This is a genomic window from Brevundimonas sp. BR2-1 (assembly GCF_037626195.1).
Taxonomy (GTDB): Bacteria; Pseudomonadota; Alphaproteobacteria; order Caulobacterales; family Caulobacteraceae; genus Brevundimonas.
The window spans coordinates 1,833,115-1,859,579 of the sequence record NZ_JARKMV010000001.1 but is presented as its reverse complement, the minus strand read 5'-3'; the positions used below and the strand labels follow the sequence as shown (position 1 = coordinate 1,859,579).

General features: G+C 69.4%; 27 protein-coding genes. 19 read left to right on the top strand and 8 right to left on the bottom strand.

The features are described from left to right. The first annotated feature begins 1 nt into the window (after position 1). Positions 2 to 409 carry an acyl dehydratase gene (locus tag BrevBR_RS09325; RefSeq protein ID WP_332640628.1) on the top strand — a complete coding sequence of 136 codons (408 nt, stop codon included), beginning with the start codon at positions 2 to 4 and terminating at the stop codon, positions 407 to 409. Positions 410 to 624: 215 nt separating this feature from the next. On the opposite strand, the gene BrevBR_RS09320 is transcribed toward BrevBR_RS09325, so the two are convergent. Then, positions 625 to 1,416, bottom strand: a complete 792-nt coding sequence (locus BrevBR_RS09320) for a SapC family protein (RefSeq protein ID WP_332640627.1) — start codon at positions 1,414 to 1,416, stop codon at positions 625 to 627. A gap of 108 nt (positions 1,417 to 1,524) precedes the next feature. After that, on the bottom strand, positions 1,525 to 3,564 hold the full coding sequence (locus tag BrevBR_RS09315) for a TonB-dependent receptor (RefSeq protein WP_340000716.1): 2,040 nt from the start codon (positions 3,562 to 3,564) through the stop codon (positions 1,525 to 1,527). A gap of 107 nt (positions 3,565 to 3,671) precedes the next feature. Here BrevBR_RS09315 and BrevBR_RS09310 point away from each other — a divergent pair, with 107 nt between their 5' ends. From BrevBR_RS09310 to BrevBR_RS09300, 3 genes are all read left to right on the top strand, one after another. Further along, on the top strand, positions 3,672 to 4,154 hold the full coding sequence (locus tag BrevBR_RS09310; protein WP_340000715.1) for a Fur family transcriptional regulator: 483 nt from the start codon (positions 3,672 to 3,674) through the stop codon (positions 4,152 to 4,154). 54 nt (positions 4,155 to 4,208) lie between these two features. Further along, complete coding sequence (locus BrevBR_RS09305; protein WP_340000714.1) at positions 4,209 to 5,099, top strand: alpha/beta fold hydrolase; 891 nt, start codon at positions 4,209 to 4,211, stop codon at positions 5,097 to 5,099. Positions 5,100 to 5,181: 82 nt separating this feature from the next. Beyond that, positions 5,182 to 6,684: a CoA-acylating methylmalonate-semialdehyde dehydrogenase gene (locus BrevBR_RS09300; protein ID WP_332640623.1), complete on the top strand. Its 1,503-nt coding sequence runs from the start codon at positions 5,182 to 5,184 to the stop codon at positions 6,682 to 6,684. Positions 6,685 to 6,708: 24 nt separating this feature from the next. Here the strand turns inward: BrevBR_RS09300 and BrevBR_RS09295 are convergent, their stop codons facing one another. Next, complete coding sequence (locus BrevBR_RS09295; RefSeq protein WP_340000713.1) at positions 6,709 to 7,605, bottom strand: alpha/beta fold hydrolase; 897 nt, start codon at positions 7,603 to 7,605, stop codon at positions 6,709 to 6,711. A 180-nt stretch (positions 7,606 to 7,785) separates the two neighbouring features. Here BrevBR_RS09295 and BrevBR_RS09290 point away from each other — a divergent pair, with 180 nt between their 5' ends. Then, positions 7,786 to 8,658: a hypothetical protein gene (locus BrevBR_RS09290; RefSeq protein ID WP_340000712.1), complete on the top strand. Its 873-nt coding sequence runs from the start codon at positions 7,786 to 7,788 to the stop codon at positions 8,656 to 8,658. Positions 8,659 to 8,720: 62 nt separating this feature from the next. On the opposite strand, the gene BrevBR_RS09285 is transcribed toward BrevBR_RS09290, so the two are convergent. Together BrevBR_RS09285 and secA are read right to left on the bottom strand one after the other, a co-directional pair. Then, positions 8,721 to 9,887 carry an aminotransferase class V-fold PLP-dependent enzyme gene (locus BrevBR_RS09285; protein WP_340000711.1) on the bottom strand — a complete coding sequence of 389 codons (1,167 nt, stop codon included), beginning with the start codon at positions 9,885 to 9,887 and terminating at the stop codon, positions 8,721 to 8,723. Between the two features lie 143 nt (positions 9,888 to 10,030). Further along, positions 10,031 to 12,925 carry a preprotein translocase subunit SecA gene (gene secA / locus BrevBR_RS09280; RefSeq protein ID WP_340000710.1) on the bottom strand — a complete coding sequence of 965 codons (2,895 nt, stop codon included), beginning with the start codon at positions 12,923 to 12,925 and terminating at the stop codon, positions 10,031 to 10,033. 240 nt (positions 12,926 to 13,165) lie between these two features. Between secA and BrevBR_RS09275 the strand changes: the two genes are divergently transcribed. Genes BrevBR_RS09275 through BrevBR_RS09260 form a run of 4 tightly spaced genes read left to right on the top strand, consistent with a single transcriptional unit; the run spans position 13,166 to position 16,133 of the window. Then, positions 13,166 to 14,137, top strand: a complete 972-nt coding sequence (locus BrevBR_RS09275; protein WP_340000709.1) for a peptidylprolyl isomerase — start codon at positions 13,166 to 13,168, stop codon at positions 14,135 to 14,137. Further along, a complete protein-coding gene (gene argJ / locus BrevBR_RS09270; RefSeq protein ID WP_340000708.1) occupies positions 14,134 to 15,525 on the top strand; it encodes a bifunctional glutamate N-acetyltransferase/amino-acid acetyltransferase ArgJ in 1,392 nt (463 codons plus the stop codon). The genes BrevBR_RS09275 and argJ overlap by 4 nt, the downstream gene beginning before the upstream one ends. Positions 15,526 to 15,527: 2 nt before the next feature. Continuing rightward, complete coding sequence (locus BrevBR_RS09265; RefSeq protein ID WP_332640675.1) at positions 15,528 to 15,932, top strand: (deoxy)nucleoside triphosphate pyrophosphohydrolase; 405 nt, start codon at positions 15,528 to 15,530, stop codon at positions 15,930 to 15,932. A gap of 18 nt (positions 15,933 to 15,950) precedes the next feature. Then, positions 15,951 to 16,133, top strand: a complete 183-nt coding sequence (locus BrevBR_RS09260; protein WP_332640615.1) for a Flp family type IVb pilin — start codon at positions 15,951 to 15,953, stop codon at positions 16,131 to 16,133. 36 nt (positions 16,134 to 16,169) lie between these two features. Here BrevBR_RS09260 and BrevBR_RS09255 read toward each other — a convergent pair whose 3' ends face one another. Continuing rightward, positions 16,170 to 17,054: a methyltransferase domain-containing protein gene (locus BrevBR_RS09255; RefSeq protein ID WP_332640614.1), complete on the bottom strand. Its 885-nt coding sequence runs from the start codon at positions 17,052 to 17,054 to the stop codon at positions 16,170 to 16,172. Between BrevBR_RS09255 and BrevBR_RS09250 the strand changes: the two genes are divergently transcribed. From BrevBR_RS09250 to BrevBR_RS09220, 7 genes are read left to right on the top strand one after another with little or no spacing between them, the layout of a single operon-like run. Continuing rightward, the gene (locus BrevBR_RS09250) at positions 17,053 to 17,859 is read left to right on the top strand and encodes a ComF family protein (protein ID WP_340000707.1); all 807 of its coding nucleotides are present in this window, start codon (positions 17,053 to 17,055) and stop codon (positions 17,857 to 17,859) included. The genes BrevBR_RS09255 and BrevBR_RS09250 overlap by 2 nt on opposite strands. Positions 17,860 to 17,884: 25 nt before the next feature. Further along, entirely contained in the window at positions 17,885 to 18,142 is a 258-nt protein-coding gene (gene grxC, locus BrevBR_RS09245) for a glutaredoxin 3 (RefSeq protein ID WP_332640611.1), read from the top strand. After that, complete coding sequence (locus tag BrevBR_RS09240; protein WP_340000706.1) at positions 18,142 to 19,005, top strand: carbon-nitrogen hydrolase family protein; 864 nt, start codon at positions 18,142 to 18,144, stop codon at positions 19,003 to 19,005. Before grxC ends, BrevBR_RS09240 begins: the two co-directional genes overlap by 1 nt. After that, positions 19,002 to 19,433: a DUF1178 family protein gene (locus BrevBR_RS09235; protein ID WP_332640609.1), complete on the top strand. Its 432-nt coding sequence runs from the start codon at positions 19,002 to 19,004 to the stop codon at positions 19,431 to 19,433. The genes BrevBR_RS09240 and BrevBR_RS09235 overlap by 4 nt, the downstream gene beginning before the upstream one ends. Positions 19,434 to 19,436: 3 nt before the next feature. Continuing rightward, entirely contained in the window at positions 19,437 to 20,252 is an 816-nt protein-coding gene (locus tag BrevBR_RS09230) for an AraC family transcriptional regulator (RefSeq protein ID WP_340000705.1), read from the top strand. 29 nt (positions 20,253 to 20,281) lie between these two features. Beyond that, complete coding sequence (locus tag BrevBR_RS09225; RefSeq protein ID WP_332640607.1) at positions 20,282 to 20,749, top strand: DUF6265 family protein; 468 nt, start codon at positions 20,282 to 20,284, stop codon at positions 20,747 to 20,749. After that, the gene (locus tag BrevBR_RS09220) at positions 20,704 to 21,243 is read left to right on the top strand and encodes a GNAT family N-acetyltransferase (RefSeq protein WP_340000704.1); all 540 of its coding nucleotides are present in this window, start codon (positions 20,704 to 20,706) and stop codon (positions 21,241 to 21,243) included. The genes BrevBR_RS09225 and BrevBR_RS09220 overlap by 46 nt, the downstream gene beginning before the upstream one ends. Here BrevBR_RS09220 and BrevBR_RS09215 read toward each other — a convergent pair. Together BrevBR_RS09215 and ubiG are read right to left on the bottom strand one after the other, a co-directional pair. Continuing rightward, positions 21,240 to 21,461 (bottom strand): hypothetical protein, encoded by a 222-nt coding sequence (locus BrevBR_RS09215; protein ID WP_332640605.1) that lies wholly within the window; start codon positions 21,459 to 21,461, stop codon positions 21,240 to 21,242. The genes BrevBR_RS09220 and BrevBR_RS09215 overlap by 4 nt on opposite strands. Before the next feature lie 97 nt (positions 21,462 to 21,558). Then, the gene (gene ubiG, locus BrevBR_RS09210) at positions 21,559 to 22,362 is read right to left on the bottom strand and encodes a bifunctional 2-polyprenyl-6-hydroxyphenol methylase/3-demethylubiquinol 3-O-methyltransferase UbiG (protein WP_340000703.1); all 804 of its coding nucleotides are present in this window, start codon (positions 22,360 to 22,362) and stop codon (positions 21,559 to 21,561) included. Between the two features lie 55 nt (positions 22,363 to 22,417). Between ubiG and BrevBR_RS09205 the strand changes: the two genes are divergently transcribed. Genes BrevBR_RS09205 through ptsP form a run of 3 tightly spaced genes read left to right on the top strand, consistent with a single transcriptional unit; the run spans position 22,418 to position 26,331 of the window. After that, positions 22,418 to 23,704, top strand: coding sequence for an aspartate kinase (locus tag BrevBR_RS09205; RefSeq protein WP_340000702.1), 1,287 nt, complete (start codon positions 22,418 to 22,420; stop codon positions 23,702 to 23,704). Continuing rightward, positions 23,704 to 24,054 carry a DUF3147 family protein gene (locus BrevBR_RS09200; RefSeq protein ID WP_332640602.1) on the top strand — a complete coding sequence of 117 codons (351 nt, stop codon included), beginning with the start codon at positions 23,704 to 23,706 and terminating at the stop codon, positions 24,052 to 24,054. The genes BrevBR_RS09205 and BrevBR_RS09200 overlap by 1 nt, the downstream gene beginning before the upstream one ends. A gap of 9 nt (positions 24,055 to 24,063) precedes the next feature. Continuing rightward, a complete protein-coding gene (ptsP, locus tag BrevBR_RS09195; RefSeq protein WP_332640601.1) occupies positions 24,064 to 26,331 on the top strand; it encodes a phosphoenolpyruvate--protein phosphotransferase in 2,268 nt (755 codons plus the stop codon). Positions 26,332 to 26,465 lie beyond the last annotated feature (134 nt).

Genomic DNA, 26,465 nt, shown 5'->3' with positions numbered 1-26,465 from the left:
CATGACTGAGCCGCTGCACGTCCATTTCGAAGACCTGGGCGTCGGCGAGGTCATCTCCCTGGGCGCCTGCATGGTCGATGCGGCGGCGCTGGATGTCTTCGTCGAACGGTTCTCGCCCGGCTGGGACGTCTCGTACGGGGCGCCCGACGCCATGGTCTACGCCCTGTGGAGCCGCATCTTCGCCGACAAGGCCTCGGGCTGGGCCCAGTCCAAGGTGCTGGCTGTCGACGGCCTGCGTTTCATGCGCAATCCGCCCGCCGGCGAGCTGATGCGCGGCCGCATGACGGTGATGGGCAAGGATCCGGTGGGGGATGAAAAAGGCATCGTCATCGCCCAGCACGATCTGCTCGACGAGGCCGGGCGGCTGGTGTTTTCGTGCCTCACGCGGGCGTTGCTGGCGCGGAGGTAGCGGCTGGTGGCTGGTGGCTGGTGGCTGGTGGCTGGTGGCAAGTGGCTAGTGGCTAGTGGCTAGTGGCTAGTGGCTAGTGGCTGGTGTGGTGCGTCCTGGCGCCGGACGTAAAGAAAAGCCCCGCCTGGACGAACCGGGCGGGGCTTCTTTTTTTCATCTGGAAGCGAGAGGCGCGGGCTTCACTAGCCACTAGCCACTAGCCACCAGCCACTCTCTTACGCGTTTCCGGCGGCGGGCTGGCTCGCGGCGGCCTTCTGGAAGGCCATGGCGATCAGGCGATCCCAGCCCAGCAGCGACACGAGGTGGGCGTAGATCTGGCCCAGGGCGCCGTTGTCGCGCAGCTCGGCCAGCTTCTTGGCCGGCAGGGCCTTCAGCTTGTCTTCCGAGACGGCGAAATATTCGGCGATCTTCTGCGGGGTGGCGGCGGTGCCGTCCGGGTTGCGCGGCGTGAAGATGGCCTCGCGCGTGTCCAGCAGATCCAGGTCCTTCAGCAGGGTCAGGAAGGCCTCGGTGCGCAGACGCTCCTGCTCGAAATTGTTGCAGAACTCCATCGCCTGCTGGGTGTAGGGCGACGGCTGGCCGTCGACGAACAGCGGGGTGGCGCCGCCTTCCTTGATGAACGGCGCGGCGCGGTCGACGCACAGGATCATCCGCTTCTGGACGTCGTCGTTGGCGAAGACGAACGGATAACGACGGACATAGGCCGGGATATAGGCCTCGGTGCGGAACTCTCCGTCGTCGCTGACGAACAGGTTCTCGCCGGCGCGCAGCGCCATCACCGCGACCGGCTGCTTGTTCTCGCCGACGAAGATCACCGGGTAGGACAGGGCCGCGGGGGCGAACTCGGTCACCATCAGCGGCACCAGATTGGTCTGGGCGACGAAGGCGTAGGGCTTCTCGACCGCGTCGACGCCCAGGGCCCCATGGGCTTCGAGCGACAGCGGCTCGGGCTGGGCGTAGAACAGAACATTGCCCGACAGGGGCGAGGCGGCGGTTGTATCGGTCATGAACGCGATCGGGCTCTGAAAAAAGGGAAGCGCGCTTCTAGCGCAGTCGCCACACAGCCGCAAACCGGCTCGCCCCCGGCGCGTCGGACGCGGTTAACCGGCCTCCCCTCAGAACCGGTAGCTGACGCCGACCCTGAGGTTCCGGCCCGGCAGGGGCGCGATATCCTTCAGGAAGCTGACGTGCTCGCGCGCCTCTTCGTCCGTCAGGTTGTGGCCCTCGGCGAACAGGGTGACGGCCCTGTCGGCGAACGGCCGCCACGAGCCGGACAGGTTCACCATCGTATAGCCGTCGGTGCCCAGTTCGCCGGCCGCCAATTCGTCCTGCTCGCCGACATGACGGACTTCCAGCGATGCATCGAACGGCGTCGAGGTCCAGTTCAGCCGGCCGGTGACGCTGTAGGGAGGTATGCGCGCCGCGGGGCCCAGATCGGTCTCGGCGTCGACGAAGTCGGCCGCCCCCTCAAGGCTCAGCGAGCGGTCGCCGCTGGTCCACAGGTCATATTCGCCCTCGGCCTCGAAGCCGCGGAATTCGGCGCCGGTCTGGACGAACTGGAAGATGGGGAAGCTCTCGCCGCCGTCCACGAACACCGCACCCGTGTCGCGCTCGTCGATGAAGCCGTCGTATTTCGAGGCGTAGACGTGCAGGTCGCCCCGGAACCGCCCGGCGGTGTAGTGGAGCGTGCCTTCCAGCGTGTTCACCGTCTCATTGTCCAGCGTGACGTCGCCACGCTCGTAGACGCCGGTGGCGACGTGCAGGCCGTCGGCGAACAGCTCGACCTCGGACGGCGCGCGTTCGTTGTGGGCCAGGCTCAGGCCCAGGAACAGGTTGGACGAGGGCCTGATGAAGGCCGCCGCCGATCCCGACCAGTTGCCGAAGTCGCGCTCGATCTCCGATCCGCCCGAGAGCGGCGTGGCCGTCACCGTACGCCGGTCATAGCGCAGGCCACCCTCCAGGCCCCAGCCGGCGCGGTCGAGCCGCTGGACGGTGTAGATTCCCGCCTCCTCGATGTCGCTGCTGGGTACGAAAGCCTCGGCGCCGATGGCTTCGAACGTCCGCGACAGGGCCTGCACCCCCACGGCGCCGTTCCAGCCGTTCCGGTTCTGCTGCACCAGATCGACCCGCGCCTCCTGGCCGTCGGACTGGAAGACGGTGCCGGGATTGCCGGGGCCCTCGAATTCGGTGTGGGTGTAGTCGGCATGGCCGTACGAGCCCGTCAGCTTCCGGAACGGCCCGCCGTCGAAGCGCAGCTCGCCGCGCACATCCTCGCGGGTCTGCTCCAGCTGGATGAAGACGTCCGGTTCCGCCACCGTGCCATAGGTGCTGGACAGGTCCTTGTACGATGCGCCGAGGAAGCCGCGCGAGCCGATCCACGACGCGCCGACGCCCCAGCTTTCCAGTTCCGAGAAGCTGTTGGGCTGGGTCCCGCCCGGTCCGCGCGCAATGCCTTCGGCATCCGTCAGACGCTGCGAGATGGCGGGCGCGGGAATGTCGTAGTCCTCGGCCTCCTTCTTCACGCCATCGATATTGATCGCGAGGGGGCCGAGGCCGAAGGTCGCCCGGCCGGACGCCGACCAGCCGTCATCGACGCTGGAGGTCTGGGCCGACACCAGGCCATCCACGCCATCGGGCATTTCCGTCGGGATGCGGTTGTCCAGCACGTTGACGACGCCGCCGATGGCGGTGCCGCCATAGGCCAGGGTGGCCGGACCGCGCACGATCTCGATGCGGTTGGCCTCGGCCGGGTCGGTGGCGACCTGGTGGTCGGGCGACACCGAGCTGGCGTCGATCAGGCCGATGCCGTTGGTCAGCACCTGCACGCGCGGCCCTGACAGGCCCCGGATCACCGGCCGGCTGGCGCCGGGCGCGAAATCGGTCGAACGCATGCCCGGCAGGCTGGCGACCAGATCGCCCAGGGAGGCGGCGGGCGCGGTGGCCAGGGTTTCCTCGTCGATCACCGTGGTGGCGATGGTCGTGGCCCGCGCGCTGATCCCGAACGGCGCGCCCGTGACGATGACGTCGTCCAGGGTCGCCGGATCCTGCGGCGCCGCCACGGTCTGGGCGGCGGCGGCGGCGGCCATGACGCCCCAGCCCAGAGGGGCGGCGAGGACGGCGGTCAGGGCGGCGCGGGACACGGGAGACAGGGACATGAAGGCATCCGGAACTGAGAAGCGATGACTTGGTGTTACGAGATAACATCACACGCCGTCAAGCCGCTCCGGTTGCGGCGCACGCACCGAGGGCTTAGCTCTGACGCATGAGCGAGCACTGCCATCACCATCACGCTGACGGACCGCCGGCCGCCGCCGACGTCGCCCGCGCCATGGGCGAGGCCGACCGCCGCCTGACCGCCGAAGGCGAGCGGATGACCCCCGCCCGCCTGCGCGTGCTGGAACTGCTGCTGGCCTCCGGCGAGCCGGTGAAGGCCTATGACCTGATCGCCCGCTTCGGCGACGACGGCCAGCCGGCCAAGCCCCCGACCGTCTATCGCGCGCTGGAGTTCCTCGAACGCAAGGGCCTGGCCCATCGCATCGCCTCGATCAGCGCCTATGTGGCCTGCACCTCGGGCAGCGTCGACCACGCCGCGGCCTTCCTGATCTGCGACTGCTGCGGGGCCACCCAGGAGGTGTCAGCCCCGGTCGCCGGCGATCTGGGCCGCGCCGCGGAGGCCGCCGGCTACGCTATCGCCCGCACCACGATCGAGGCCCACGGCCGCTGTCCGGCCTGCATCGCGGGCTGAAGCCTTACCCCGGGTGAACTGGCGCGGACCTTTGTGATCGCCTATCTGCCCTGAATGGACGCGATCCGGCTCTCCCCGCCCCGTCGCCTGAGCCTTCCGGTGTCGAACCGCTGGGGCGAGGGACGCATGAGCGTGCTGGATTTCGGCGACGCCGAACGGCCGGTCGACATCGTCTTCGTCCACGCCAACGGCTTCAACGCCATGACCTACCGCACCCTGCTGGCGCCCCTGTCGGGCAGCCTGCGCATCCAGGCGCCGGACCTGCGCGGCCATGGCGGGACCTCCCTGCCCACCGAGGTCGCGGGCCGCCGGCACTGGCTCGACCACCGCGACGACCTGATCGCCGTGCTGGACGCCATCGACGGCCCGCCCGTCGTCCTGGCCGGCCATTCCATGGGCGGAACCTCGGCGCTGCTGGCCGCCGCCGAACGCCCGGACCGGGTCGCCGGTCTGGTCCTGTTCGATCCGGTTATCTGGGGCCGATTGACGGTCGCCGCCTTCAAGCTCCCCCTTCTCGACCGCCTCGCCTCCCGCATCCCGCTGGTGCGCAACGCCCTGCGCCGCCGCGCCGTCTTCGACAGCCGCGAACAGGCGCTGACCGCCTATGCCGGTCGCGGCGCCTTCAAGGGCTGGCCCGAGATGATGCTGGCCGACTATCTGGCCGACGGGCTGGTCGAGACGGCGGATGGTTTCACCCTCGCCTGCGACCCGGCGTGGGAAGCCTCCAACTACGCCTCGCAGAGCCACGACCCCTGGCGCGCCCTGAAAACGCTCGACCGGCCCGTCCGCATCCTGAAGGCCGAGCACGGCTCGACCTGCTTCCTGACCGGCGCCCCGCGCGGCCTGCCGCATGTCACCGTCCAGACCGTGCCGGGGGGGACCCATTTCTTCCCCATGCTGCGCGCCGACATCGCCCGCGACGCCCTGTTCGACGCGGCCGTCTAGAGGCGCTGGCGCCCGGGCGGGTCAGGGTCTAAACCGCTGCCCACCCGTACAGACTGTTTCGATTTCCAGGACCGTTCCGACCATGCGCGATATCAACCACTTCATCGACGGCGCCAGCTTCACGGGCGCCTCGGGCCGGTTCTCCGACGTCTTCAATCCCAACACGGGCGAGGTTCAGGCCCGCGTGCAGCTGGCCTCGGTCGCCGAGATGGACCGCGCGGTCCAGGCCGCCCAGCACGCCTTCGACGGCTGGTCCTCGACCAACCCCCAGCGCCGCGCGCGGGTCATGTTCGAGTTCAAGCGGCTGGTCGAGGCGAACATGAATGAGCTGGCCGAGCTGCTCAGCTCGGAGCATGGCAAGGTCATCGCCGACTCGAAGGGCGACATCCAGCGGGGTCTGGAAGTGATCGAGTTCGCCTGCGGCATCCCGCATGCGCTGAAGGGCGAATACACCTGGGGCGCGGGCCCCGGCATCGACGTCTATTCGATGCGTCAGCCGCTGGGCGTGGTGGCGGGCATCACGCCGTTCAACTTCCCGGCCATGATCCCGATGTGGATGTTCGGCGTCGCCATCGCCGTCGGCAACACGTTCATCCTCAAGCCGTCCGAGCGCGATCCCTCCGTGCCGGTGCGTCTGGCCGAGCTGATGATGGAGGCGGGCGCCCCGGCCGGGGTGCTGAATGTCGTGCATGGCGACAAGGCGGCCGTCGACGCCATCCTGACCCATCCGCTGATCCACGCCGTCAGCTTCGTCGGCTCGTCCGACATCGCCCACTATGTCTACCAGACCGGCGCCGCCAACCATAAGCGGGTGCAGGCCATGGGCGGGGCCAAGAACCACGGCATCGTCCTGCCCGACGCCGACATGGACCAGGTGATCAAGGACCTGTCGGGCGCGGCCTACGGCTCGGCCGGCGAACGTTGCATGGCCCTGCCGGTCGTGGTGCCCGTCGGCAAGAAAACCGCCGACGAACTGCGCGAGCGGATGGTCGCCGAAATTCCGACCATGCGGGTCGGCGTCTCGACCGACGCCGGGGCCCACTACGGTCCGGTCGTCACGGCCCAGCACAAGGCCCGCGTCGAGGGCTGGATCGACCAGGGCGTCAAGGACGGCGCCGAACTGGTCGTCGACGGCCGCGGCTTCTCCCTGCAGGGGCACGAGAAGGGCTATTTCATCGGCCCGTCGCTGTTCGACCACGTCACGCCCGGGATGGAGTCCTACAAGGAGGAGATCTTCGGCCCCGTGCTGCAGATCGTCCGCGCCGCCAGCTTCGAGGAGGCGCTGTCCCTGCCCTCGAAACACCAGTACGGCAACGGCGTCGCCATCTTCACCCAGAACGGCCGCGCGGCCCGCGACTTCGCCGCCCGCGTCAATGTCGGCATGGTCGGGATCAACGTCCCGATCCCGGTGCCGGTCGCCTATCACACCTTCGGCGGCTGGAAGCGCTCGGCCTTCGGTGACACCAACCAGCACGGCATGGAAGGCGTGAAATTCTGGACCAAGGTCAAGACCATCACCGCCCGCTGGCCTGACAGCGATCTGGAACACGCCGATTCCAGCTTCGTCATTCCGACGATGGGCTGACCCGCCCGTCCAGCGGCCGGAGGCTCAGCCCTCCGGTTCGTCCGGCAGCGCGGCGAGGAATTCGGCCAGCAGGGCGTTGAACCGCTCCGGCTGATCCACGAACAGGGCGTGTCCCGCGTCCTCCACGATCTCGAAGCGCGCGCCGGGAATCCGCTCGGCCAGCGCCCGCTGCCGCGCCAGTTCCGGCGAACTGTCCGAAGCGACGATCAGGGTCGGACGCCGGATCAGGTCCGCCGCCGCCGAATGGTCGTCCCCGAACAGATCGGCGATCATGATCGCCACCCCGATCGCCGGCGGAGTCTTCATCGCGTCGGCGGCCAGCCGCTCCAGCCGCTCGGGGGGTTGGGGCTGTGTGATGATCGCCTCCAGAAAGCCCTGCACATATTCGGCCTGATACTGCTGATAGATCGCCATCCGGACGAAGGTGACGGTGTTGGCCTCGGCGTTCTCGGGCGTCATCGAGCGCGCGCCGCCCGCGATGGCGGAATCGACCAGCACCAGCCCGGCCAGATCGTCGGTCCCGTACAGGGTCACATAGGCCGCGAGGTCCTGAACCCCCTGCGACCAGCCCACCAGCACCGGCCGCCGCACGCCACGGGCCTCAAGCACGGCGCGCAGGTCGCGCGCCCGGGTGGCGGGCGTGTTGCCGTAGCCCGTCTTGGTGGACTCGCCCTGCGACCGCGGATCGATGGCGATGACCCGGCGGCTTCGGGAGAAGTGGTCGATCTGCGTCCGCCAGACCCCGCTCGCCATGCTCCATCCCGGCACGAGGACGAGGGGCGGTTCCGCCGTCTCCTCGCCCGCCTCGACGATGTTCAGCATGACGCCGGGGGCCACCTCCACCAAGTCCTGCGCCGTGGCGGGACCGCCGAGGATCGCCGCCATCACCAAAGCGCGCGCCAGCATCTTCAGACCTCTCAAGGAAACACCCATCGCCTGCCTGTCCGGATCGGGAACCTCGGATCAGGAACGACCCCTTCCGTCCTCGCAAGCGGCGAGAGGGCCGCCGGGACGCGTCACGCGCGTATCCTGTTCGAAAGCGACGAAATTCGATGATAAGCGTTATCCATAGCGAACAGTGAAGCTGGAGCGTCCGTTCACATGCGTCGATTTTTCGTCTGGTCCGCCCTGGCGGCCGTGATCGGTCTGGCCGTCGCCATCGGCGGCTTCTGGGCCTACCACCACTTCTACGCCCGCTTCCAGCCGGTCACTGTCGAGCGCAATCAGAAGCCGATCCAGGACCTGCTCGAACAGTCGTCGTGGATTTCGGCCGGCGGGGGCGGCGAGCCGCTGTACATCATCGGCTATCGCGACTCGGCGGCCATGCAGCGCTACGAAAGGGAGGAAGTCCCCAAATTGCGCGCGGCGGGAGTCGAGGCCCGGATCATCCTGTTCGCCCGGCCAGACCGCGAGGGCCTGGCGCAATCCACAGCCGCCGAGCGCGCGACCGTGGCCGAGCTGTGGCTGACGCGGGACTGGACCCTTTACCAGCGCTGGACAGCCACCCCGGTGCGCAACTGGACCGCCGCGGGCATTCCCGCCGCCGACGGCAATCTGGCGCGCGGCGCCGTGGTCGAGGCGGGCCGGAACTTCATCGCCAGCCTGTCGGAAAAGCTCAGGGAGGAAGGGCTGCAGACCCGCTATCCGCTGGTCATCTGGCGCGACCGCGAGGGCTTCATGAAGGCCTGCGCCTGTTCGGATTCCCGGTCCTGGGCCTTTATCCGCGACGATCTCGACGCGCCGGACCGGATCGATGCGCCGGAGATCGCGCCGGGCGATCCCGCCGCCCCCGGCGTCTATCCCGGTGACGGCAGTCCCGAGACCCTGCCCTATCCGAACCTGCCCGCGCCGGCTGACGGCTCCCTTCCGGCGCCCGCACCCGGAACCGCTCCGGTCGCCCCGCGTCCCGCGACGCCGCCCGTTCCGCGCAAGGCGCCGGAGCCGAAACAGACCGAGGACACGACCTTCTTCTGAGGCCCTGGCGCCTGTCATCCCGGATCGCCGCTTCGCGGCGTCCGGGATGACAGGGTGTTGGCTTACAGAACCCGCCCGCAGGCGGCGATCAGCCGGTCGACGTCGGCGGCGTCCTGATACAGGCCGAAACCGAAACGGATGACGTCGTCGCGCACGTCGGTGACCACGCCGGCGTCGAGCAGCCGCTCCTTCCAGGCCGGTGCCTTGTGGTGGCGGAAGGCGAGAAAGCGCGCGCGGCCGCCGTCGCCCGTCACCGGATTGATCAGTTCGGCCTCGACCAGCTTGCCGGCCTCGCCCTCGGCGACCGCCGTCTGGAACCGCTGCATCAGCCGATGCGCATGAGCCGAGATGTCCGCGGTCGTCAGCTCCGCCCCGTCCAGTGCGCCCCGCACGGCGTTGAACCGGTACAGGGGCGACACGTCGAAGGTCGCGCCCCAGAACCGGCCGCCGTCGCTGCGGTACTGGACCCCGCCCGGCGGCCCCGACAGATCCCCGAACTCGGCGAACCAGCCGGTGATGACCGGCCGCGGGCAGTAGCCGTCCGGCGCGTGCAGGAAACAGACCCCCTCGCCCGACATGGCGTATTTGTAGCCGCCCGCCAGATAGAAGATCCGGTCGGCTGCCGCGCCCAGATCGGTCGGGGCAGCCATGAAGCCGTGATAGCCGTCGACGACCACCCAAGGTCCGGCAGGGTCCGCCAGGGCGGCCAGCTCGGCGACGCCGCCGAACACCTGACCGGTGCGGAAGAAGACCTGGCTGACGACGATCAGATCGAAACCGCCCGCCCGCGCGGCCGCCACGAACCGCGCATCGAAGGTGTCGAACGGCTCCAGCGGCACGCGGGTGATCAGGGCCTCGCCCGCCTCTTCCCAGCGCTGCCCCTGACGCCGGAACGAGTGGAATTCGCCGTCGGTCGACAGGATGCGGACAGGCTTGCGCTCCAGCCCCGAGAAGACGCGCAACAGCAGATCGTGGGTGTTGGGCGCGAACACCACCGTGTTCGGGTCGGGCAGGTTCAGCTCGCGCGCCACCTCGGCCTGCGCCCTCGGCACGACCTCGCCGAAGATCAGATCCCATTTCCGGTCCGCGAAGCGGTTGGCCTCGACCCAGGCCTGCACCTGGCCGTCGAAACTCGCGTCGGGCCACAGGTGATGGCTGTGCGCCGCGAAATGCAGCCGCTCCGGATCCAGCGACAGGGCGCGGGAGAACAGATCCTTGCGAGCGGCCATTAATCTCTCCCGCTGGTGGCGAACACCCACGGTCGATAGCGGCCCCTCATCCCGCGCTCAAGCAGCGAGCCGCCGCGCGGCGAGCGCCAGCGCCACAAAATGCGCTCAAGCAGTGAGCGACTGCGTCGCGAGCGATAGCGCTCTTAAATGAGACTACCGTGGCAGTGTTTGAACTTGCGGCCCGAGCCGCAGGGGCAGTTCGAGTTGCGCGGCGTACGCTCCCAGCCCGCGGGCAGGACGTCGACCGGCAGGCGGGCGCGGTCGTCGCCTTCCAGCGCGCCTTCCGGCAGCTGGGCTAGCGGATTGGACATCTCGTTCTCGCCGGTGCCGGGGTTCAGGTGGATTTCCTGGAATTCGGGCATTTCCATCGCCGGCGGCTGTTCGAAGCGGAACTCCACCGTCATCAGCCAGCGGGTGACGTTGTGGCGCAGCTCGTACAGCAGCGTTTCGAACAGGTTGAAGGCCTCGGTCTTGTACTCGTTCAGCGGATCGCGCTGGCCATAGCCGCGAAGGCCGATGACGCCGCGCAGGTGGTCCAGGTGGACCAGGTGCTCGCGCCACTGCATGTCGATCATCTGCAGCAGGAACTGCTTCTCCAGACCGCGCGTCTGGTCGGCGCCGATCTGCTCCAGCCGTTCGGCGGCGCGGGCGTCGGCGGCGGCGATGACCCGCTCCTCGATCTCCTCGTTGGAGACGCCTTCCTCGGCGGCCCAGTCGGCCAGCGGCAGCTGCAGGCCCAGGGTCGAACGGACCTTCTCGTCCAGACCCTCGATGTCCCACTGCTCGGCATAGGCCTTGGGCGGCATGTGTTTTTCGATCAGGTCCGAGATCACGTCGTTGCGGAACTCGCCGACCAGTTCGGACAGGTCCTCGGAGTCCATGAACTCCTGACGCTGCTCGAACACGGCCTTGCGCTGGTCGTTCACGACGTCGTCGTACTTCAGCAGGTTCTTGCGGATATCGTAGTTGCGGGTCTCGACGCGCTTCTGGGCGGTCTCGACGGCGCGGTTCAGCCACGGGTGCGAGATGGCCTCGCCCTCGGCGACGCCGAAGCTGCGCATGATGGCGTCCAGACGGTCGCCGGCGAAGATGCGCAGCAGGTCGTCCTCGCACGACAGGAAGAATTTCGAGGTGCCGGGGTCGCCCTGACGGCCGGTCCGGCCGCGCAGCTGGTTGTCGATGCGGCGGCTCTCGTGGCGCTCGGTGCCGAGCACGAACAGGCCGCCGGCGGCCAGCGACTTCTGCTTCTGCACGGCGATGTCGGCCTTCAGCCGGGCCTCCTCGGCCGCTTCCATCTCGGGCGTGACCTCGACCGCCATGTTGCGGTTTTCCTGGCGCCACTTCTGCAGCCGCATTTCCAGGTTGCCGCCCAGCTGGATGTCGGTGCCGCGGCCGGCCATGTTGGTGGCGATGGTCACCGCGCCGGGCAGGCCCGCGTCAGCGACGATATAGGCTTCCTGTTCGTGCTGGCGGGCGTTCAGCACGCTGTGCGGAATGCCCTTGCCGCGCCGGACCTCGATGTCGAAATCCTCGTCCTTCAGCGCCGAATAGGCCTTCTTCGCCTCGCGGCGGACCTTCTCGTCCTCGCTGACGACCATCTCCATCAGATGGGCGTGCTGCGGCTTCAGCGTCTTGAGCGTGACCTCGTACTCATGGGTCTCGAGCAGTTTCGACAGGGTCTCGGACTTCTCGATCGAGACGGTGCCGACCAGGATCGGCTGACCCTTGACGTGGCATTCGGCGATCAGGCCGGCGATGGCCAGGTTCTTCTCGGCCTCGGTGCGGAAGATCTCGTCGTCGTGGTCGATGCGTTTGACGGGCCGGTTGGTCGGCACCTCCAGCACGTCCATCTTGTAGATGTCGAGGAACTCCTGCGCCTCGGTCGCGGCCGTGCCGGTCATGCCCGACAGCTTTTCGTACAGGCGGAAATAGTTCTGGATCGTGACCGAGGCCAGCGTCTGGTTCTCGGGCATGATCTTCACGCCCTCCTTGGCCTCGATGGCCTGGTGCAGGCCTTCGGAGAGGCGGCGCCCCTGCATCATCCGGCCGGTGAACTCATCGATCAGCATGACCTCGCCGGCCTTGATGATGTAGTCCTTGTCCTTCTGGTACAGGGTGTTGGCGCGCAGGGCCTGGTTGATGTGGTGGACCAGGGTGATGTTGGCGGCGTCGTACAGGCCGGTGGTGTCGGCCTCGAACAGGCCGCGCGCCTCCATGATCTCCTCGATCTTCTCGGAGCCCTCCTCGGTCAGCAACGCCTGACGCTGCTTTTCGTCGAGATCGAAGGTCGACTTGTCCTGGATCAGTTCCTTGATGATGCCGTCGACGATCAGATACAGGTCCGACCGGTCCTCGGTCGGGCCCGAGATGATCAGGGGCGTGCGCGCCTCGTCGATCAGGATGGAGTCGACCTCGTCGACGATGGCGAAATGGTGCCCGCGCTGCACCATCTCCCTGCGGTCATAGACCAGATTGTCGCGCAGATAGTCGAAGCCGAACTCGTTGTTGGTGCCGTAGGTGATGTCGGCCGCATAGGCCGCCTGCCGCTGGCCCGACGACAGGCCGTTGACGATCACGCCGACCTCCATGCCCAGGAAGCGGTACACCCGGCCCATCCATTCGGCGTCGCGCCGCGCCAGATAGTCGTTGACGGTGATGACGTGGACGCCCTCGCCCGACAGGGCGTTCAGATACACCGGGGCCACCGCGACCAGGGTCTTGCCTTCGCCGGTCCGCATCTCGGCGATGCCGCCGTCGTGCAGGATCATGCCGCCCGCCAGCTGGACGTCGTACTGGCGCTGGCCCAGCACCCGCTTGGAGGCCTCGCGGGCCACCGCGAAGGCCTCGTTCATGATCTTGTCGAGCGTCTCGCCCGCCGCCAGCCGGTCGCGGAAGGCGTCGGTCATCATCCGCAGCTCGTCGTCGCTGAGGGCCGCGTATTTGGGCTCCAGCGCATTGATCTTCTGGACCCGGCCCATGAAGTCCTTGACCTTGCGGTCATTGGAGGAGCCGAAAATCTTCTTGGCGATGCCGAGCATGAATGTTCCGAAGGCGGGCGAGCGACAGGGGCTCTGGTACTGAAGGGGTCCCGAAGGAGCGGCGACGACTTTGCCGAAGGACCTCCGGCGTCGTCGGCCCGGTGCGCCTGTCACAGGCGCGCGCGAGGGCCGCGCGAACGTTCGAAAACCCCTCGACTTGGGCGCAGGCGGGACTTAAGCACCGACCTTATCCCTGTCAACGCGAGGGCCTTTCCGGCCCCGTGACGGAGCGCGCGCCCGATGAGGCTTTCCACCCCCTTCGCACCCGTCCTGATCGCAGCCTGCATGGCGCTGATCCTGGGGGTGGCGGCCTGCGACCGGGGAGCCGGTTCCGACCGTCCGCCCCAGCCGGGCGACCGCGCCGTGGCCCGGGTTCAGGACCAGACCATCTGGGCCTCTGACGTCAAACGCGAGGCGGTGGCCCAGGGTCTGGTCGGCGAGGGCGAGCCGCTGGACGTCACCTCGGACCTGTTCCGGCGCGTGCTGGACGAGGTCATCGACCAGAAGTTGCTGGCCACCGAGGCCGACCGCCGCGGTCTGGACAACTCCCCCCTCGCCCAGCGCCGGCTGGAGGCGACGCGCGAGCGCATCCTCGGCGACATGCTGGTCGAGACCGTCGTCAACGGCACGATTTCCGACAAGGCCGTCGAGACCATCTATCAGGAGCAGGTCCGGCTGGCGCAGACGTCAGAGGAAATCCGCGTCCGCCTGATCCTGTCGCGCACGCGGCCCGAGGCCGACGCCGTCATCGGAATCCTGGCCCAGGGCGCCGCCTTCGAGGCCGTGGCCGCCGAAAGCTCGATCGACGACGCCACCCGCTATTCGGGCGGCGACCTCGGCTACCGGACGCTGGACGTCATGCCCGAGGCCTACGCCAACGCCCTGCGCGACAAGCCGGCCGGCTCGACCGTCGGCCCGTTCCAGACCGAGGGCGGCTGGGCCGTGCTGCGGGTCGAGGATCGCCGTCGCGAGACCCCGCCGACGCTGGAACAGGCCCGGCCGCAGATCGTGCGATATCTGACCTATGAGGGCGTGCGCCAGCTTCTGGAACAGCTGCGCGGCAAGGCCAGGGTGGACATCCTGCTGGAAGGCGACGCCGCCGGTTCGCAGGAACCGGCCTCGGCCCCCCGTCGGGCCGCGGCCGCGGCCGCGACGCCCGCGCCCGCCACGCCCGCGCCCGTCGCCGCTCCTGTCGCAGCGAAGAAATCATGAGCCGTCCGCCCGAGGGCCGCGCCTCGACCGGCCAGAAGATCGAACAGGCGCTGGAAAAGGCGCTGGACCCGTTGGCCACGGCCTTGAAGCGCGCCACAACGCCCGCGCCCAAGCCGGCCGCTCCCGGCAAGCCCGGTCTGGAAATCTCGCCGCTGGCCGTGCCCTTCCCGACCATTCCGCCCATCGGGGGGGTCGAGATCGCCACCGCCCGGGCCGGCTTCTACAAGCACGAGCGCGACGATCTGGTCGTCTTCCGCTTCGCCCGCGGCACGACCTGCGCCGGCGTCTTCACCCGCCACAAGATCGGCTCGGCCCCCGTGGACTGGTGCAAACGGCATCTGGACGCCAGCGACGGCGGTAACGACGTCCGCGGCCTGGTCATCAACGCCGGCTGCGCCAATGCCTTCACGGGCAAAGCCGGGGCCGACGCCGCGCGCCGCACCGCTTCCGAGACCGCCAAACGGTTTGGTTGCCGCCAGCGCGACGTCATGCTGGCCTCGACCGGCGTGATCGGCGTGGTGCTGGACGACCGCAAGATCACCGCCCGCCTGAACGATATCGAGACCGCGCTGGACGGCGACATGCACCCGACCGACCAGTGGGCGCGCGCCGGCCTGGGCATCATGACCACCGACACCTTCCCCAAGGGGTCGTACGCCGAGTGCAGGATCGACGGGCACACCGTCCGCATCGCCGGCATCGCCAAGGGCTCGGGCATGATCGCCCCCGACATGGCCACCATGCTGGGCTTCATCGTCACCGACGCCGCCATCGCCCCGCCGGTGCTGCGCGCCCTGCTGGGCCTGCACGTCCGCACCACCTTCAACAGCGTCACCGTCGACGGCGACACCTCGACCAACGACACCTGCCTGCTGTTCGCCACCGGCTCGTCGGGGGCGCCGCGCATCGGCCGGGTGGGCGACCGGCGACTGAAGGAGTTCTCGGCCGCCCTCGACAAGGTCATGCTGGACCTCGCCCATCAGCTGGTCCGCGACGGCGAGGGCGCGACCAAATTCGTCCGCGTCAGCGTCGAGGGCGCCGCCTCCCCGGCCTCGGCCCGCAAACTGGCCAAGTCGATCGCCGACAGTCCGCTGGTGAAAACCGCCCTCGCCGGCGAGGACGCCAACTGGGGCCGGGTCGTCATGGCCGTTGGCAAGACGGAAGAGCCCGTGGACCGCGACCGCCTCGCCATCCGCTTCGGCCCGCACGTCGCCGCCGTCGACGGCGCGCCGTCCCCGACCTACGACGAGGCGAAGATGAGCGCCTATATGAAGAACGCCGAGATCGACATCACCGTCGACGTCGGCTCCGGCCGCGCCTCGGCGACCGTCTGGACCTGCGACCTGACCAAACGCTACGTCGAGATCAACGGCGACTATCGCTCGTGAGCCTGGCGCTCCCCACCGTCCTCGTCGTCGCCGCGGCCCTGATCGACGCCGACGGCCGCGTGCTGATCGCCCAGCGGCCCGAAGGCAAACAGCTGGCCGGCCTGTGGGAATTCCCCGGCGGCAAGGTCGAGGCGGGCGAACGGCCCGAGGCGGCCCTGATCCGCGAGCTGAAGGAAGAACTCGGGATTGATGTAAGAGAGGCCTGCCTGGCCCCGTTCGTGTTTACCAGCCACGCTTACGAATCCTTTCACCTGTTGATGCCACTGTACCTCTGCCGACGCTGGTCGGGGCAGGTGCAGAACCGCGAGCACGCGGCGCTGAAATGGGTGAGGCCGAACCAGCTTTCGGACTGGCCCATGCCTCCGGCCGATGAACCTCTGGTCGCCTGGTTGCGCGACCTGCTCTAGCCGCCGGAAGGGGGGCCGATGCTGCGACGCTTCCTTTCCCGCCTCAGGCGCGACGACAGCGGAGCCACGGCCATCGAATACGGCCTGATCATCTCCCTGATCTTCCTCGTCATTCTCGGCGCCCTGCAGGCGTTCGGCGCGACGGGCAGCGGCGTCTTCAACGGCGCCATGGACAAGCTGCGGGCGGCGATGGGCGGCTGATTCTTTCGGCCTGTCGCCTTCGGCTGGTTGAGGCCATTAGTCCTCGCCCGTCTGCTCCCTGACGCCCAGCGCATCCGCCAGCCGCATCTTCGCCGAGCCTCTTGGCAGCGGCTTCTGCTGGCTTTCGTGCGGCGCCCAGCCGGCCAGATGGACGATCTCGAACGTCGCCGGAATCCGCCCGTCGGCCTCGCCGTACCGTTCGGCGTAGAGTTCGGCCGCCCGCCCCGCGATGCCGCGGGTCAGCGGCCGCAGCGGCCCGGCCAGCACGTTCGTCTCGCCCATGGCGCGCAGGTCGCGAACCAGGGCGAACAGGTCGGGATAGCGCACCGTCACCCGGTCCACATCCGCCACCGGCAGGGCGAAGCCGGCCCGCTGCAGCAGGGCCGCGCCGTCGAATCCGTCGGCGAAAGGCGACACCCGCGCCTGCGCTCCGCCGCGCGCCTCCAGCTCGGCCTCGGTCAGCACGCCGCGCAACTCCTTCAGCGTCCCCGCCCCGAGCAACGTCCCCAGGAACAACCCGTCCGGTTTCAGCGCCCGCCGTATCTGCGCCAGCGCCCCGGGCAGGTCATTGGCCCAGTGCAGGCTCATCAGCGAGACGATCAGGTCCTGCGACTGGTCGGGAACCCCCAGCGCCGCCGCGCCCGGCGCCGCCCGCGCCGCGCGGTCGCCCGTTTCAACGACCGGTCCGACCCGCCCCTCGGCCGCACTGCCCTTCAGGGCCTCGGCGAAGGGGCCCGGATGGGCCGACAGGTCCAGCACCGTCGGCCAGTCGCGCATCAGGGCCTCCAGACTGCCCACGGCGTTGTCGGCGGCGCGCGCGTGCAGGAAGTCGGCGCGACCGATCGCGGCCTCGCTGCGCGCAAGCCTTGCCGTACGGCGCGGAACGTCGAAGATGCGGGGGGGACCGGAGGAGGCGTTCATGAACCTGCAGGATGGGGGCTGGCGCGACCGATTGAAAGCGGGCGGCGAACAGATCACGCGCGGCGCGCGGTCGCTGGGGCGCGGCCTGACCGACCTTCTGCTGCCGCCGCTGGCGTGGGACAGCCCCGAGTCCGCTGCCTCGGCGGGTCTGACGCCCGACGCCTGGAGCCGCGTCGTCTTCCTGGAAGACCCGGTCTGCGACGGCTGCGGCGCGGGGTTTGAGATGGACGGCGGCGCCTTCGCCTCGCCGCGTTGCGCCGCCTGCCTGGCCCAGCCCTACGCCTTCGACCGGGCCCGGGCGGCCTGCGTCTATGACGCCGCCTCGCGCGGCCTGATCCTGAAGTTCAAACACGGCGACCACCAGCCGTTCGCACCCCTGTTCGCCCGCTGGCTCAGCCGCTCGGCCGCGCCCCTGCTTGAACAGGCCGACGCCGTCGCCCCCGTGCCCCTGCACCGGCTGCGCCTGCTGTCGCGGCGCTTCAACCAGGCCGCCGAGATCGCCCGGCCGCTGGCCCGCGACGCGGGCCTCGACTATCTGCCAGACGCCCTGGTCCGCCAGACCCACACGACCTCGCAGGGCGGCAAGTCCGCGCGCGGCCGCCGGCTGAACGTCGGCAAGGCCTTTTCCGTCAGCGCCGAAGGACGCCGCCGCATCAAGGGCCGCCGCATCCTTCTGGTCGATGACGTGTTGACCACCGGAGCCACCGCCGAGGCCTGCGCTCGCGCCCTGCTCGAGGCCGGGGCGCGCGCCGTCGACCTCGCCGTCGTGGCCCGGGTGCGAACCGCCCGCGAATTGCCTATGTAGGCGGACCGATTTTCAGGAGTGCCCCGTGGCCGACGTCGTCATCTACACCAAGCCCGGCTGCGGCTACTGCCATGCCGCCAAGGACCTGCTGGACCGCAAGGGCGCGGACTACGAAGAGATCGTCGCTTCCAGCGACCCGGCGAAAAAGCAGGAGATGATCCAGCGCTCGGGCGGACGGATGACCTTCCCGCAGATCTTCATCGGCGGAAAGCACATCGGCGGCTCCGACGACCTTCACGCCCTTGACCGCAAGGGCGCGCTGGACGCATTGCTCGAGGCCTGATGGCCCCGCTTCCGATCGCCCCCCTTCCCATCGCCCTGATCCAGACCCGCACGCCGGACTCGGCGGCCGCCTCCTTCGCCCACCTCGCGCCGCTGATCCGCGAGGCGGCGGCGGGCGGGGCGAAGCTGATCCTGACGCCGGAAGCGTCCAATTTCATGATCCGGGACAAGGACCGGCGCCAAGCCGCCCTGACGGACCAGGACCGTGACGAGGCTGTCGTGTCCTTACGCGGTCTGGCCGGCGAACTGGGCGTCTGGCTGCTGATCGGCTCGGCCATCGTCAGCTCGGGCCACGACGGCGACGACCGCGCCGCCAACCGATCCCTGCTGATCGACGACCGGGGCCGGATCGTCTCGAGCTACGACAAGCTGCACGTCTTCGACGTCGACCTGCCCACCGGCGAGCGCTGGCGCGAGAGCGCCACCGTCCGGCCCGGCGACGAAGCGGTCGTGGCCGACACGCCGTGGGGCAAACTGGGCCTGACCATCTGCTACGATATCCGGTTCCCGCACCTGTATCGCGCGCTCGCGAAAGCCGGCGCCGTCATGATCGCCGTGCCCGCCGCCTTCACCGTGCCCACGGGCGAGGCGCACTGGGAGACCCTGCTGCGCGCCCGCGCCATCGAAACCGGCTGCTGGATCCTGGCCCCCGCCCAGGCCGGAACCCACGACGACGGCCGCCGTACCTGGGGCCGTTCGACCGTCATCGCGCCCTGGGGCGAGGTGACGGCGAAACTGGATCACGACCAGCCCGGCGTCCTGTTCGCGACCCTGGATTTCGACGCCGTCGACCGCGCCCGCGCCGCCATTCCCCAGCTGACCCACGACCGCGCGTTCGCGGGGCCCGCCCCGACTGCGTCATGATCCGCTACGCCCTCCAGTGCGAGCACGACCACGGCTTCGAGGCCTGGTTCAGCGCGTCCGCCGATTATGACGACCAGGTCGCGCGCGGCCTGATCGAATGCCCGCACTGCGGCTCGCGCGGCATCTCCAAACAGATCATGTCCCCCGCCGTCGCCGGCACGAAGAAGGCCGTCTTCCAGTCCGAAGCGGCCCGCATGCAGACCCTGATGATGCAGGCCGCGCGCGAGGTGCGCAGCCATGTGGAGGCCAATTTCGACTACGTCGGCGACGCCTTCGCCCGCGAGGCCCGCGACATCCACGAAGGCCGTTCCGAGAGGCGCGAAATCTACGGCGAGGCCACGCCCGCCGAGGTGAAGAAGCTGAAGGAAGACGGCGTCCCCTGCGCGCCCCTGCCCCCGCTGCCGCCCGATCCGGCCAAGGCGCACTGAGTCGTGGACGAGGGGGAACGCTATCAGGAACACGAGCCGCCGGCGGCCCTGCGCCCCTTCGTCCGCACCCTCTGGACCTATGCCGCTCCGGCGCCCGAGCCGACCGTGCAGCGCATCGCCCCGGACGGCTGCCCCGAACTGATCCTCGACATCGGCTCGCCCTATGAGGAGCAGGGCGAGGACGGCGTCTTCCGCCTTCAGCCCCGGGCCCTGTTCGCCGGCCAGATGACGCGGCCCCTGGCCCTGCGCCCCGTCGGCCCGGTCGAACTGGTCGCCGTCCGCTTCGAGCCCGACGGCGCGCGCGACTGGCTGGGCCATGCCGCCTCGGACGCCAAAGACCGCCGCCTCGACATGACAGGGCGGCTGGCGGGCGTCGCGGCTCCGGCCGGCGATCCCGCAGCCCAGGTCGGGATCATGGTCCGGCTGCTGGAGGACCGCCGCCGTCGCGATTCATGGTCGCTGGACCCCGTCGTCCGCGCCGAAATCGAGGCCGCCTTTGCCGACCAGCCTGCGTCCGTCCGGTCCCCGGCGGACCAGCGCGCCCTCCAGCGCCGTTTCGGCGATCGTGTCGGCGTGCCGCCGCGCATGCTGCGTTCGATCCTGCGTTTTCGCCGCGTCTTCGACCACGCCCAGGGGCCCGAGGCTCTCGGCTGGCTGGAGGCCGGTCTGGAGGCGGGGTATTTCGACCAGCCCCAACTGGCCCGGGATTTCCGCCGCTTCCTCGGCTGCACCGCCACCGGATGGGCCCGGGACCAGGTCGGGCTCGCCCGCCGGATCGCGTCGCAATCCTACAAGCCCGGACCGCTGTCGCCGCATTAGGGTCGGCGCTGCAACCGAGGGGATTTTCGATGCTGACCGCACTGCTCGCCGCCGCCCTGATCCAGACCGCGCCCGCCGTAACGACTGGCGCCACGCCCGACATGTCATGGATGGCCGGCTACTGGCTGGACTGTTCCGGCGGCCGCGAGGCCTCCGAGACCTGGAGCGATCCGCGCGGCGGCCTCAGCGTCGGCCACGCCGTCACCATGGAGGACGGCCGCCCGTCGTTCGAGGTCTCGCGCATCGGCCCGACGCCGCAGGGCTTCGCCTATGTCGCCCAGCCGGGCGGCGTCCCGCCCACCGTCTTCGTCCTGGCCCAAAGCGGGCCGGGGCGGGCGGTGTTCGCCAACGCCGAAAACGACTTTCCGACGCGCGTCATCTATGAACGCGACGGCGACGCCCTCAGGGCCCGGATCGAGGGCGAGATCGGCGGCCAGGCGCGGAGCATGGAATGGAATTTCAGGGCGATGCCGTTGAACAGCCGCTGCCCCGCCTGAATTGGCGGGCGATGACGGCCGCCGATCTGGACGCCGTCGCCGACATCGCCGTCCTCGGCTTTCCCGACCATTTCGAGGGCCGCGACTGTTTCGGGAACCGGCTGAGGCTGAACCCGTCCGGCTGTTTCGTCCTCGCGGACGCCGACGACCGGCCGCGCGGTTATCTGGTCGCCTATCCGTGGCGGGCCGAAGCCGCGCCGGCCCTGAACGTCCTGATCGAGGCGATCCCGGCCGACGCCTCGGTCATGTATTTGCACGACCTGGCCCTGCACCCCGATGTGCGCGGCGGCGGCTGGACCCGGACCATGGTCGAACGTCTGGCGGACCAGGCCCGCGACGCCGGCTGGCCCGCGCTGGCGCTCGTTGCGGTCAACGACGCCGCGCCCTTCTGGGAAAGGCGCGGCTTCGCGGTGGTCGAGTCCCCGGCCCTGACGGCCAAACTGGCCAGCTACGGGCCGGACGCCCGCTACATGGTCCGGGACCTGACGGCCTAGCTGCGGGTCCAGCCCTTGGCGGCCATGCAGTCGCGGAAGGCGTCGCTGCGCTGGCCGTGGCTGGTCGAGGCGCGGCATTCGTCTCGCGCGGCGTCGAACGGCTGGGCGTTCTGACCGTGCCAGGCCAGATCGTTGTCGTCGTCCGCGTCGATCACGGTGACGCAGGCCGAGGTCATCAGGGCTGCGGACAGGACGGAAAGGATCAGAAGGCGTTTCATCTTGGGGCTCCGTTTCGGGGATGGCTTTTCATCCCACCGCCAAGCTTCCGTGTCCCGTTACTTCGGCGTCAGGTCCATGAACGCCCGATGAACCGGCTCAGTCCCGCGTGGCGACCATCATGTAGTTGATCCCCGCGTCGTCACTCTCGCTCCATCGGTCCGTGAGCGGATTGTAGACCAGACCCCAGGGCCCGCTGACCGCCACAGGCTCTTCGCTCAACATCAGCCGGATCTCTTCCGGCTTCAGGAACTGGCTCCAGTCGTGCGTCCCCGCGGGCACCCAGCGCAGCACATATTCCGCCGCGACCTTGCCGAGCGCCAGCGACTTCAGCGTCCGGTTCAGTGTGGCCACGATCATCATCCCGCCCGGCTTGACCAGCCGCGAACAGGCGCGGACGAAGGCCTCGGGATCGGTCACGTGCTCGATCACCTCCATGGTCAGGACCACGTCGAACGGTCCCGCTCCCTCAGCCTCCAGCTGTTCGACCGTGGCCGCGCGATAGTCGATATCGAGGCCCTGCTGCGCCGCATGGGCCCGGGCCGTGCCTATGTTTTCCGCCGAGGCGTCGACGGCGGTGACGTCGAACCCCATCCGCCGCATCGGCTCGGCGATCAGCCCGCCGCCGCAGCCGACATCCAGCAGGGTCAGGCCGGCGAACGGCGCGCGCGTCTTCGGATCGCGCCCGAACCGCTCCGCCGCTTTGTCGCGAACGAAGGCCAGTCGCGCCGGATTGAATTTGTGCAGCGGGGCGAAGGGTCCGCGCGCGTCCCACCATTCCGCCGCCTGGGCCGAAAAGCGCGCCACGTCGGCGGGATCGATCGAGGCCCCCTCGGCCTGATCGTTGAATTGCGGGCGGCTTTGGGGTTTGCGCGCCGATACCGTGCCGTTAGAAGCGACCATGGGCCGAGGGATGAACCCGCGCGGCCTTCCACGCAAGACAGGGCGACACGGCACGATGACGCGGCCAAGCACGGCTCACGGCGCCACGCGACTGGTGATGAAGTTCGGCGGCACGTCCATGGGCGACCTCGAACGCATCCGCCGCGCCGCGCGCATTGTCGCCGCCGAGGCCGCTGCGGGCAAACAGGTCGCGGTCGTCGTCTCCGCCATGGCCGGCAAGACCAATGAGCTGGTGGCCTGGACCGATGGCGCCGGCCGACCCGCGAAAGGGATCGAACTGTCCGACGACGAATACGACGTCGTCGTCGCCTCGGGCGAACAGGTTACGGCGGGCCTGCTGGCCCTGACCCTGCGCAACATGGGGCTGAACGCCCGCACCTGGATGGGCTGGCAGATTCCCATCCTCACCGACGACGCCCACGGCCGCGCCCGCATCGACGACGTGCCTGGAGACGTCCTCGGCGCCGCAATGGACAAGGGCGAGATTGCCGTCGTCCCCGGCTTCCAGGGCGTCAGCCGCGCGGGCCGGATCACCACCCTGGGCCGGGGCGGGTCGGACACCTCGGCGGTGGCCGTGGCCGCGGCGCTGAACTGCCCGTGCGACATCTACACCGACGTCGACGGCGTCTACACCACCGACCCCCGCATCGAGAGCCGCGCCCGCCGCCTCGCGAAAATCTCCTATGAGGAGATGCTGGAGATGGCCTCGCTGGGGGCCAAGGTGCTGCAGACGCGCTCGGTCGAACTGGCCATGGCCAAACAGGTGCCGCTGCGCGTGCTATCAAGCTTCATCGAACCCGACGAGAACGGGGCCCTGCCCGCCAACGCCGGCACCCTGATCTGCGACGAGGAGGAAATCGTGGAAAAACGCATCGTGTCCGGCGTCACCATGAGCCGCGACGAGGCCCGTATCACCCTGCTGGGCCTGTCCGACCGGGTCGAGGCGCCGGCCGACGTCTTCACCCGGCTCGCCGACGCCAACGTCAACGTCGACATGATCGTCCAGTCGCAGGCGCGCAGCGAGGGGGCGGTCAATCTGACCTTCACCACGGGCCGCCGTGACGCCGCCCGCGCCGCCGAGCTTATGCGGGCCGCCCAGCACGAGATCGGCTTCGAGGAACTGCGCGTCGACGAGGACGTGGCCAAGGTTTCGGTCGTCGGGGTCGGCATGCGCAGCCACGCGGGCGTCGCCCAGACCATGTTCCGGGCCCTCGCCGACAAGGGGGTCAAGTTCCAGGCCATCTCGACATCCGAGATCAAGATCAGCGTGCTGATCGATGCGGCCTATGCGGAACTGGCTGTCCGCGCCCTGCACGCCGCCTACGGTCTAGAAACCGTCTGATGCTGTACGGGGTCATCAAGGCCCTTCTTTCCGGGCTTCTCGTCGGGCTGGTGTCTGAAACGGCGCGCCGCAACGCCGCGCTCGGCGCCCTGTTCGCCTCGCTGCCCCTCGTCTCGGTCCTCGGGATGATCTGGCTGTGGCGCGATACCCACGATAGCGCCCGCCTGGCCGATCATGCCCAGGCGACCTTCTGGTATGTCATCCCTTCCCTGCCCATGTTCCTCGTTATCCCGATGCTGCTGCGGCGGGGTGTCGGCTTCTGGCCCGCGCTTCTGGCCGGGTGCGCGCTGACGGTAGTTCTGTATGGTGTCACCGTAGCCGTCGCAGCGCGCGCCGGCGTCAGACTGTAGGGCGAGGGCATGCCGGTTGGCGGATTGACGACGAGGGGGCCGCGCAACCTCCTTCGCCAGATCCGCGAGGCCATGGCCGGAGCGGCTCCGGCGCAGGAGCGTCTCGACATGGTCGTGCGCACCATCGCCCAGTCGATGGTCGCCGAGGTCTGCTCCATCTATCTGCGCCGCGCCTCGGGCGAGCTGGAGCTGTTCGCCACCCAGGGTCTGAACCCCGACGCCGTGCACAAGACCCGGCTGCGCCCCGGCGAGGGTCTGGTCGGCGAGGTGGCGCGCAGCGCCGCCCCCATCAGCCTGTCGGACGCCCCGTCCCACCCGAGCTTCGCCTACCGCCCGGAAACCGGCGAAGATCCCTACCACGCCTTCCTCGGCGCGCCCCTGCTGCGCGGCGGCCGGGCCATCGGGGTGCTGGTCGTCCAGAACCGTTCCGAGCGGCGCTATGACGAGGAAGAGGTCGAGGACATCCAGACCATCGCCATGGTGCTGGCCGAAACCGTGGCCTCGGGCGAACTGCTGGCCCAGGACGAACTGCGCGACATCGAGGTCGCCCCGCACCGTCCCGAACGCCTCAAGGGCCAGAGGTTCGCGGAAGGGCTGGCGTACGGCCACGTCGTACTGCACGAGGCGCCCGTGCCGCCGGAAAACCTGCTGGCCGAGAACCAGCAGGTCGAGGAAATCCGCCTGCGCGAGGCCCTGATCGGGCTCAAGGCCAATATCGATTCCATCCTGGACGGCGGTCAGGGCAAGCTGGCGGGGCAGTCCTACGAGGTGCTGGAAACCTACCGCATGTTCGCGGATGACCGCGGCTGGAACCGGTCGCTGGAGGAGGCCGTGCGCACCGGCCTGACCGCCGAGGCCGCCGTGGACCGCGTCCGCAACGAGCACCGCGCCCGCTTCGCCCAGGCCCGCGATCCCTACATCAAGGAACGGCTGCACGACTTCGAGGATCTGGCCAACCGGCTGCTGCGGGTGCTGGCCGGAGACAAGCCGGGCGAGCGCGACCTGCCCGACGACGCCATCCTCGTCGCCCGCAACCTCGGCCCCGCCGACCTGCTGGAATATCCGCGCCACAAGCTGCGCGGCCTGCTGCTGGAGGAGGGCTCGGCCGCCAGCCACGCCGCCATCGTCGCCCGCGCCCTGCAGATTCCCTGCGTCGGCCGCATCATGGGCCTGCGCGACCGGCTGTCCGAGGGCGATCTGGTCATCGTCGACGGCGAGACCGGCGAGACCTATCTGCGCCCCCGTCCCGACATGCTGGCCGCCGTCCAGTCGCGCATGCTGGTGCGCAGCGAACGTCAGGCCCAGTTCGCCAAGCTGCGCGACGTGCCCGCCGTCACCGCCGACGGGATCCGGATCAGCCTGCTGACCAACGCCGGTCTGGCCGTGGACCTCGAGAACCTCGACGCCACCGGGGCCGAGGGCATCGGCCTGTTCCGCACCGAATTCCAGTTCATGGTGTCGGAGGAACTGCCGCGGCTGACCAGCCAGACGGCGCTTTACAGCCTGGTGCTGGACGCCGCCGGCGACCGCCCGGTCACCTTCCGCACCCTCGACATCGGCGGCGACAAGGTCCTGCCGTATCTGGAGACCGAGCGGGAGGAGAACCCGGCGCTGGGCCGCCGCGCCATCCGTCTGGGCCTCGACCGGCCGGGCCTGCTGCGGCTTCAGCTGCGCGCCCTGCTGGCCGCCGCCGCCGGGCGCGAACTGCGCGTCATGTTCCCCATGATCGCCACGGTCGACGAGTTCCGGGCCGCCCGCGAACTGGTCGATGTCGAATGCGAATGGGCCCGCCGCCGCGGCCGTTCCCTGCCGGCCCTGCTGCGCGTCGGGGCGATGATCGAATGCCCCAGCCTGTTGTGGCATCTGGACGCCCTGCTGCCGCTGACGGACTTCGTCTCGATCGGCACCAATGACCTGTTCCAGTACATGTTCGCCGCCGACCGCACGAACCCGCTGGTGTCCGAACGCTACGATCCCCTGTCGCCGCCGGCCCTGCGCGCCCTGGCCGAGATCCAGAAGAAATGCGCCGACACCGGCACGCCCGTCTCCGTCTGCGGCGAGATGGCCGGCAAGCCGCTGGAGGCCTTCGCCCTGCTGACGCTGGGCTACACCCGCCTGTCGGCCCCGGCCGGAGGCGTCGGACCAGTCAAGCGGATGATCCTGTCCGCCGACCTGGGCGCTGCCCGGCGGGGCATGGCCAATCTGCTGGGCTCGTCCGCCGGATCGATCCGCGGCGAGCTGGAATCCCTGGCCCGGAAGTTGAACGTCACGATCTGATCGTCCCGCGCCGAAGCCGGCCGGTACGCCTAACAAATCGTTGATCGGTCAGCTCTAATGGGTTATCCACAAGCCGGAACCGGGTGGTCTGCGGGGGCAGGCCCGAACTGTCATCCCGATATGATACAGGCCCC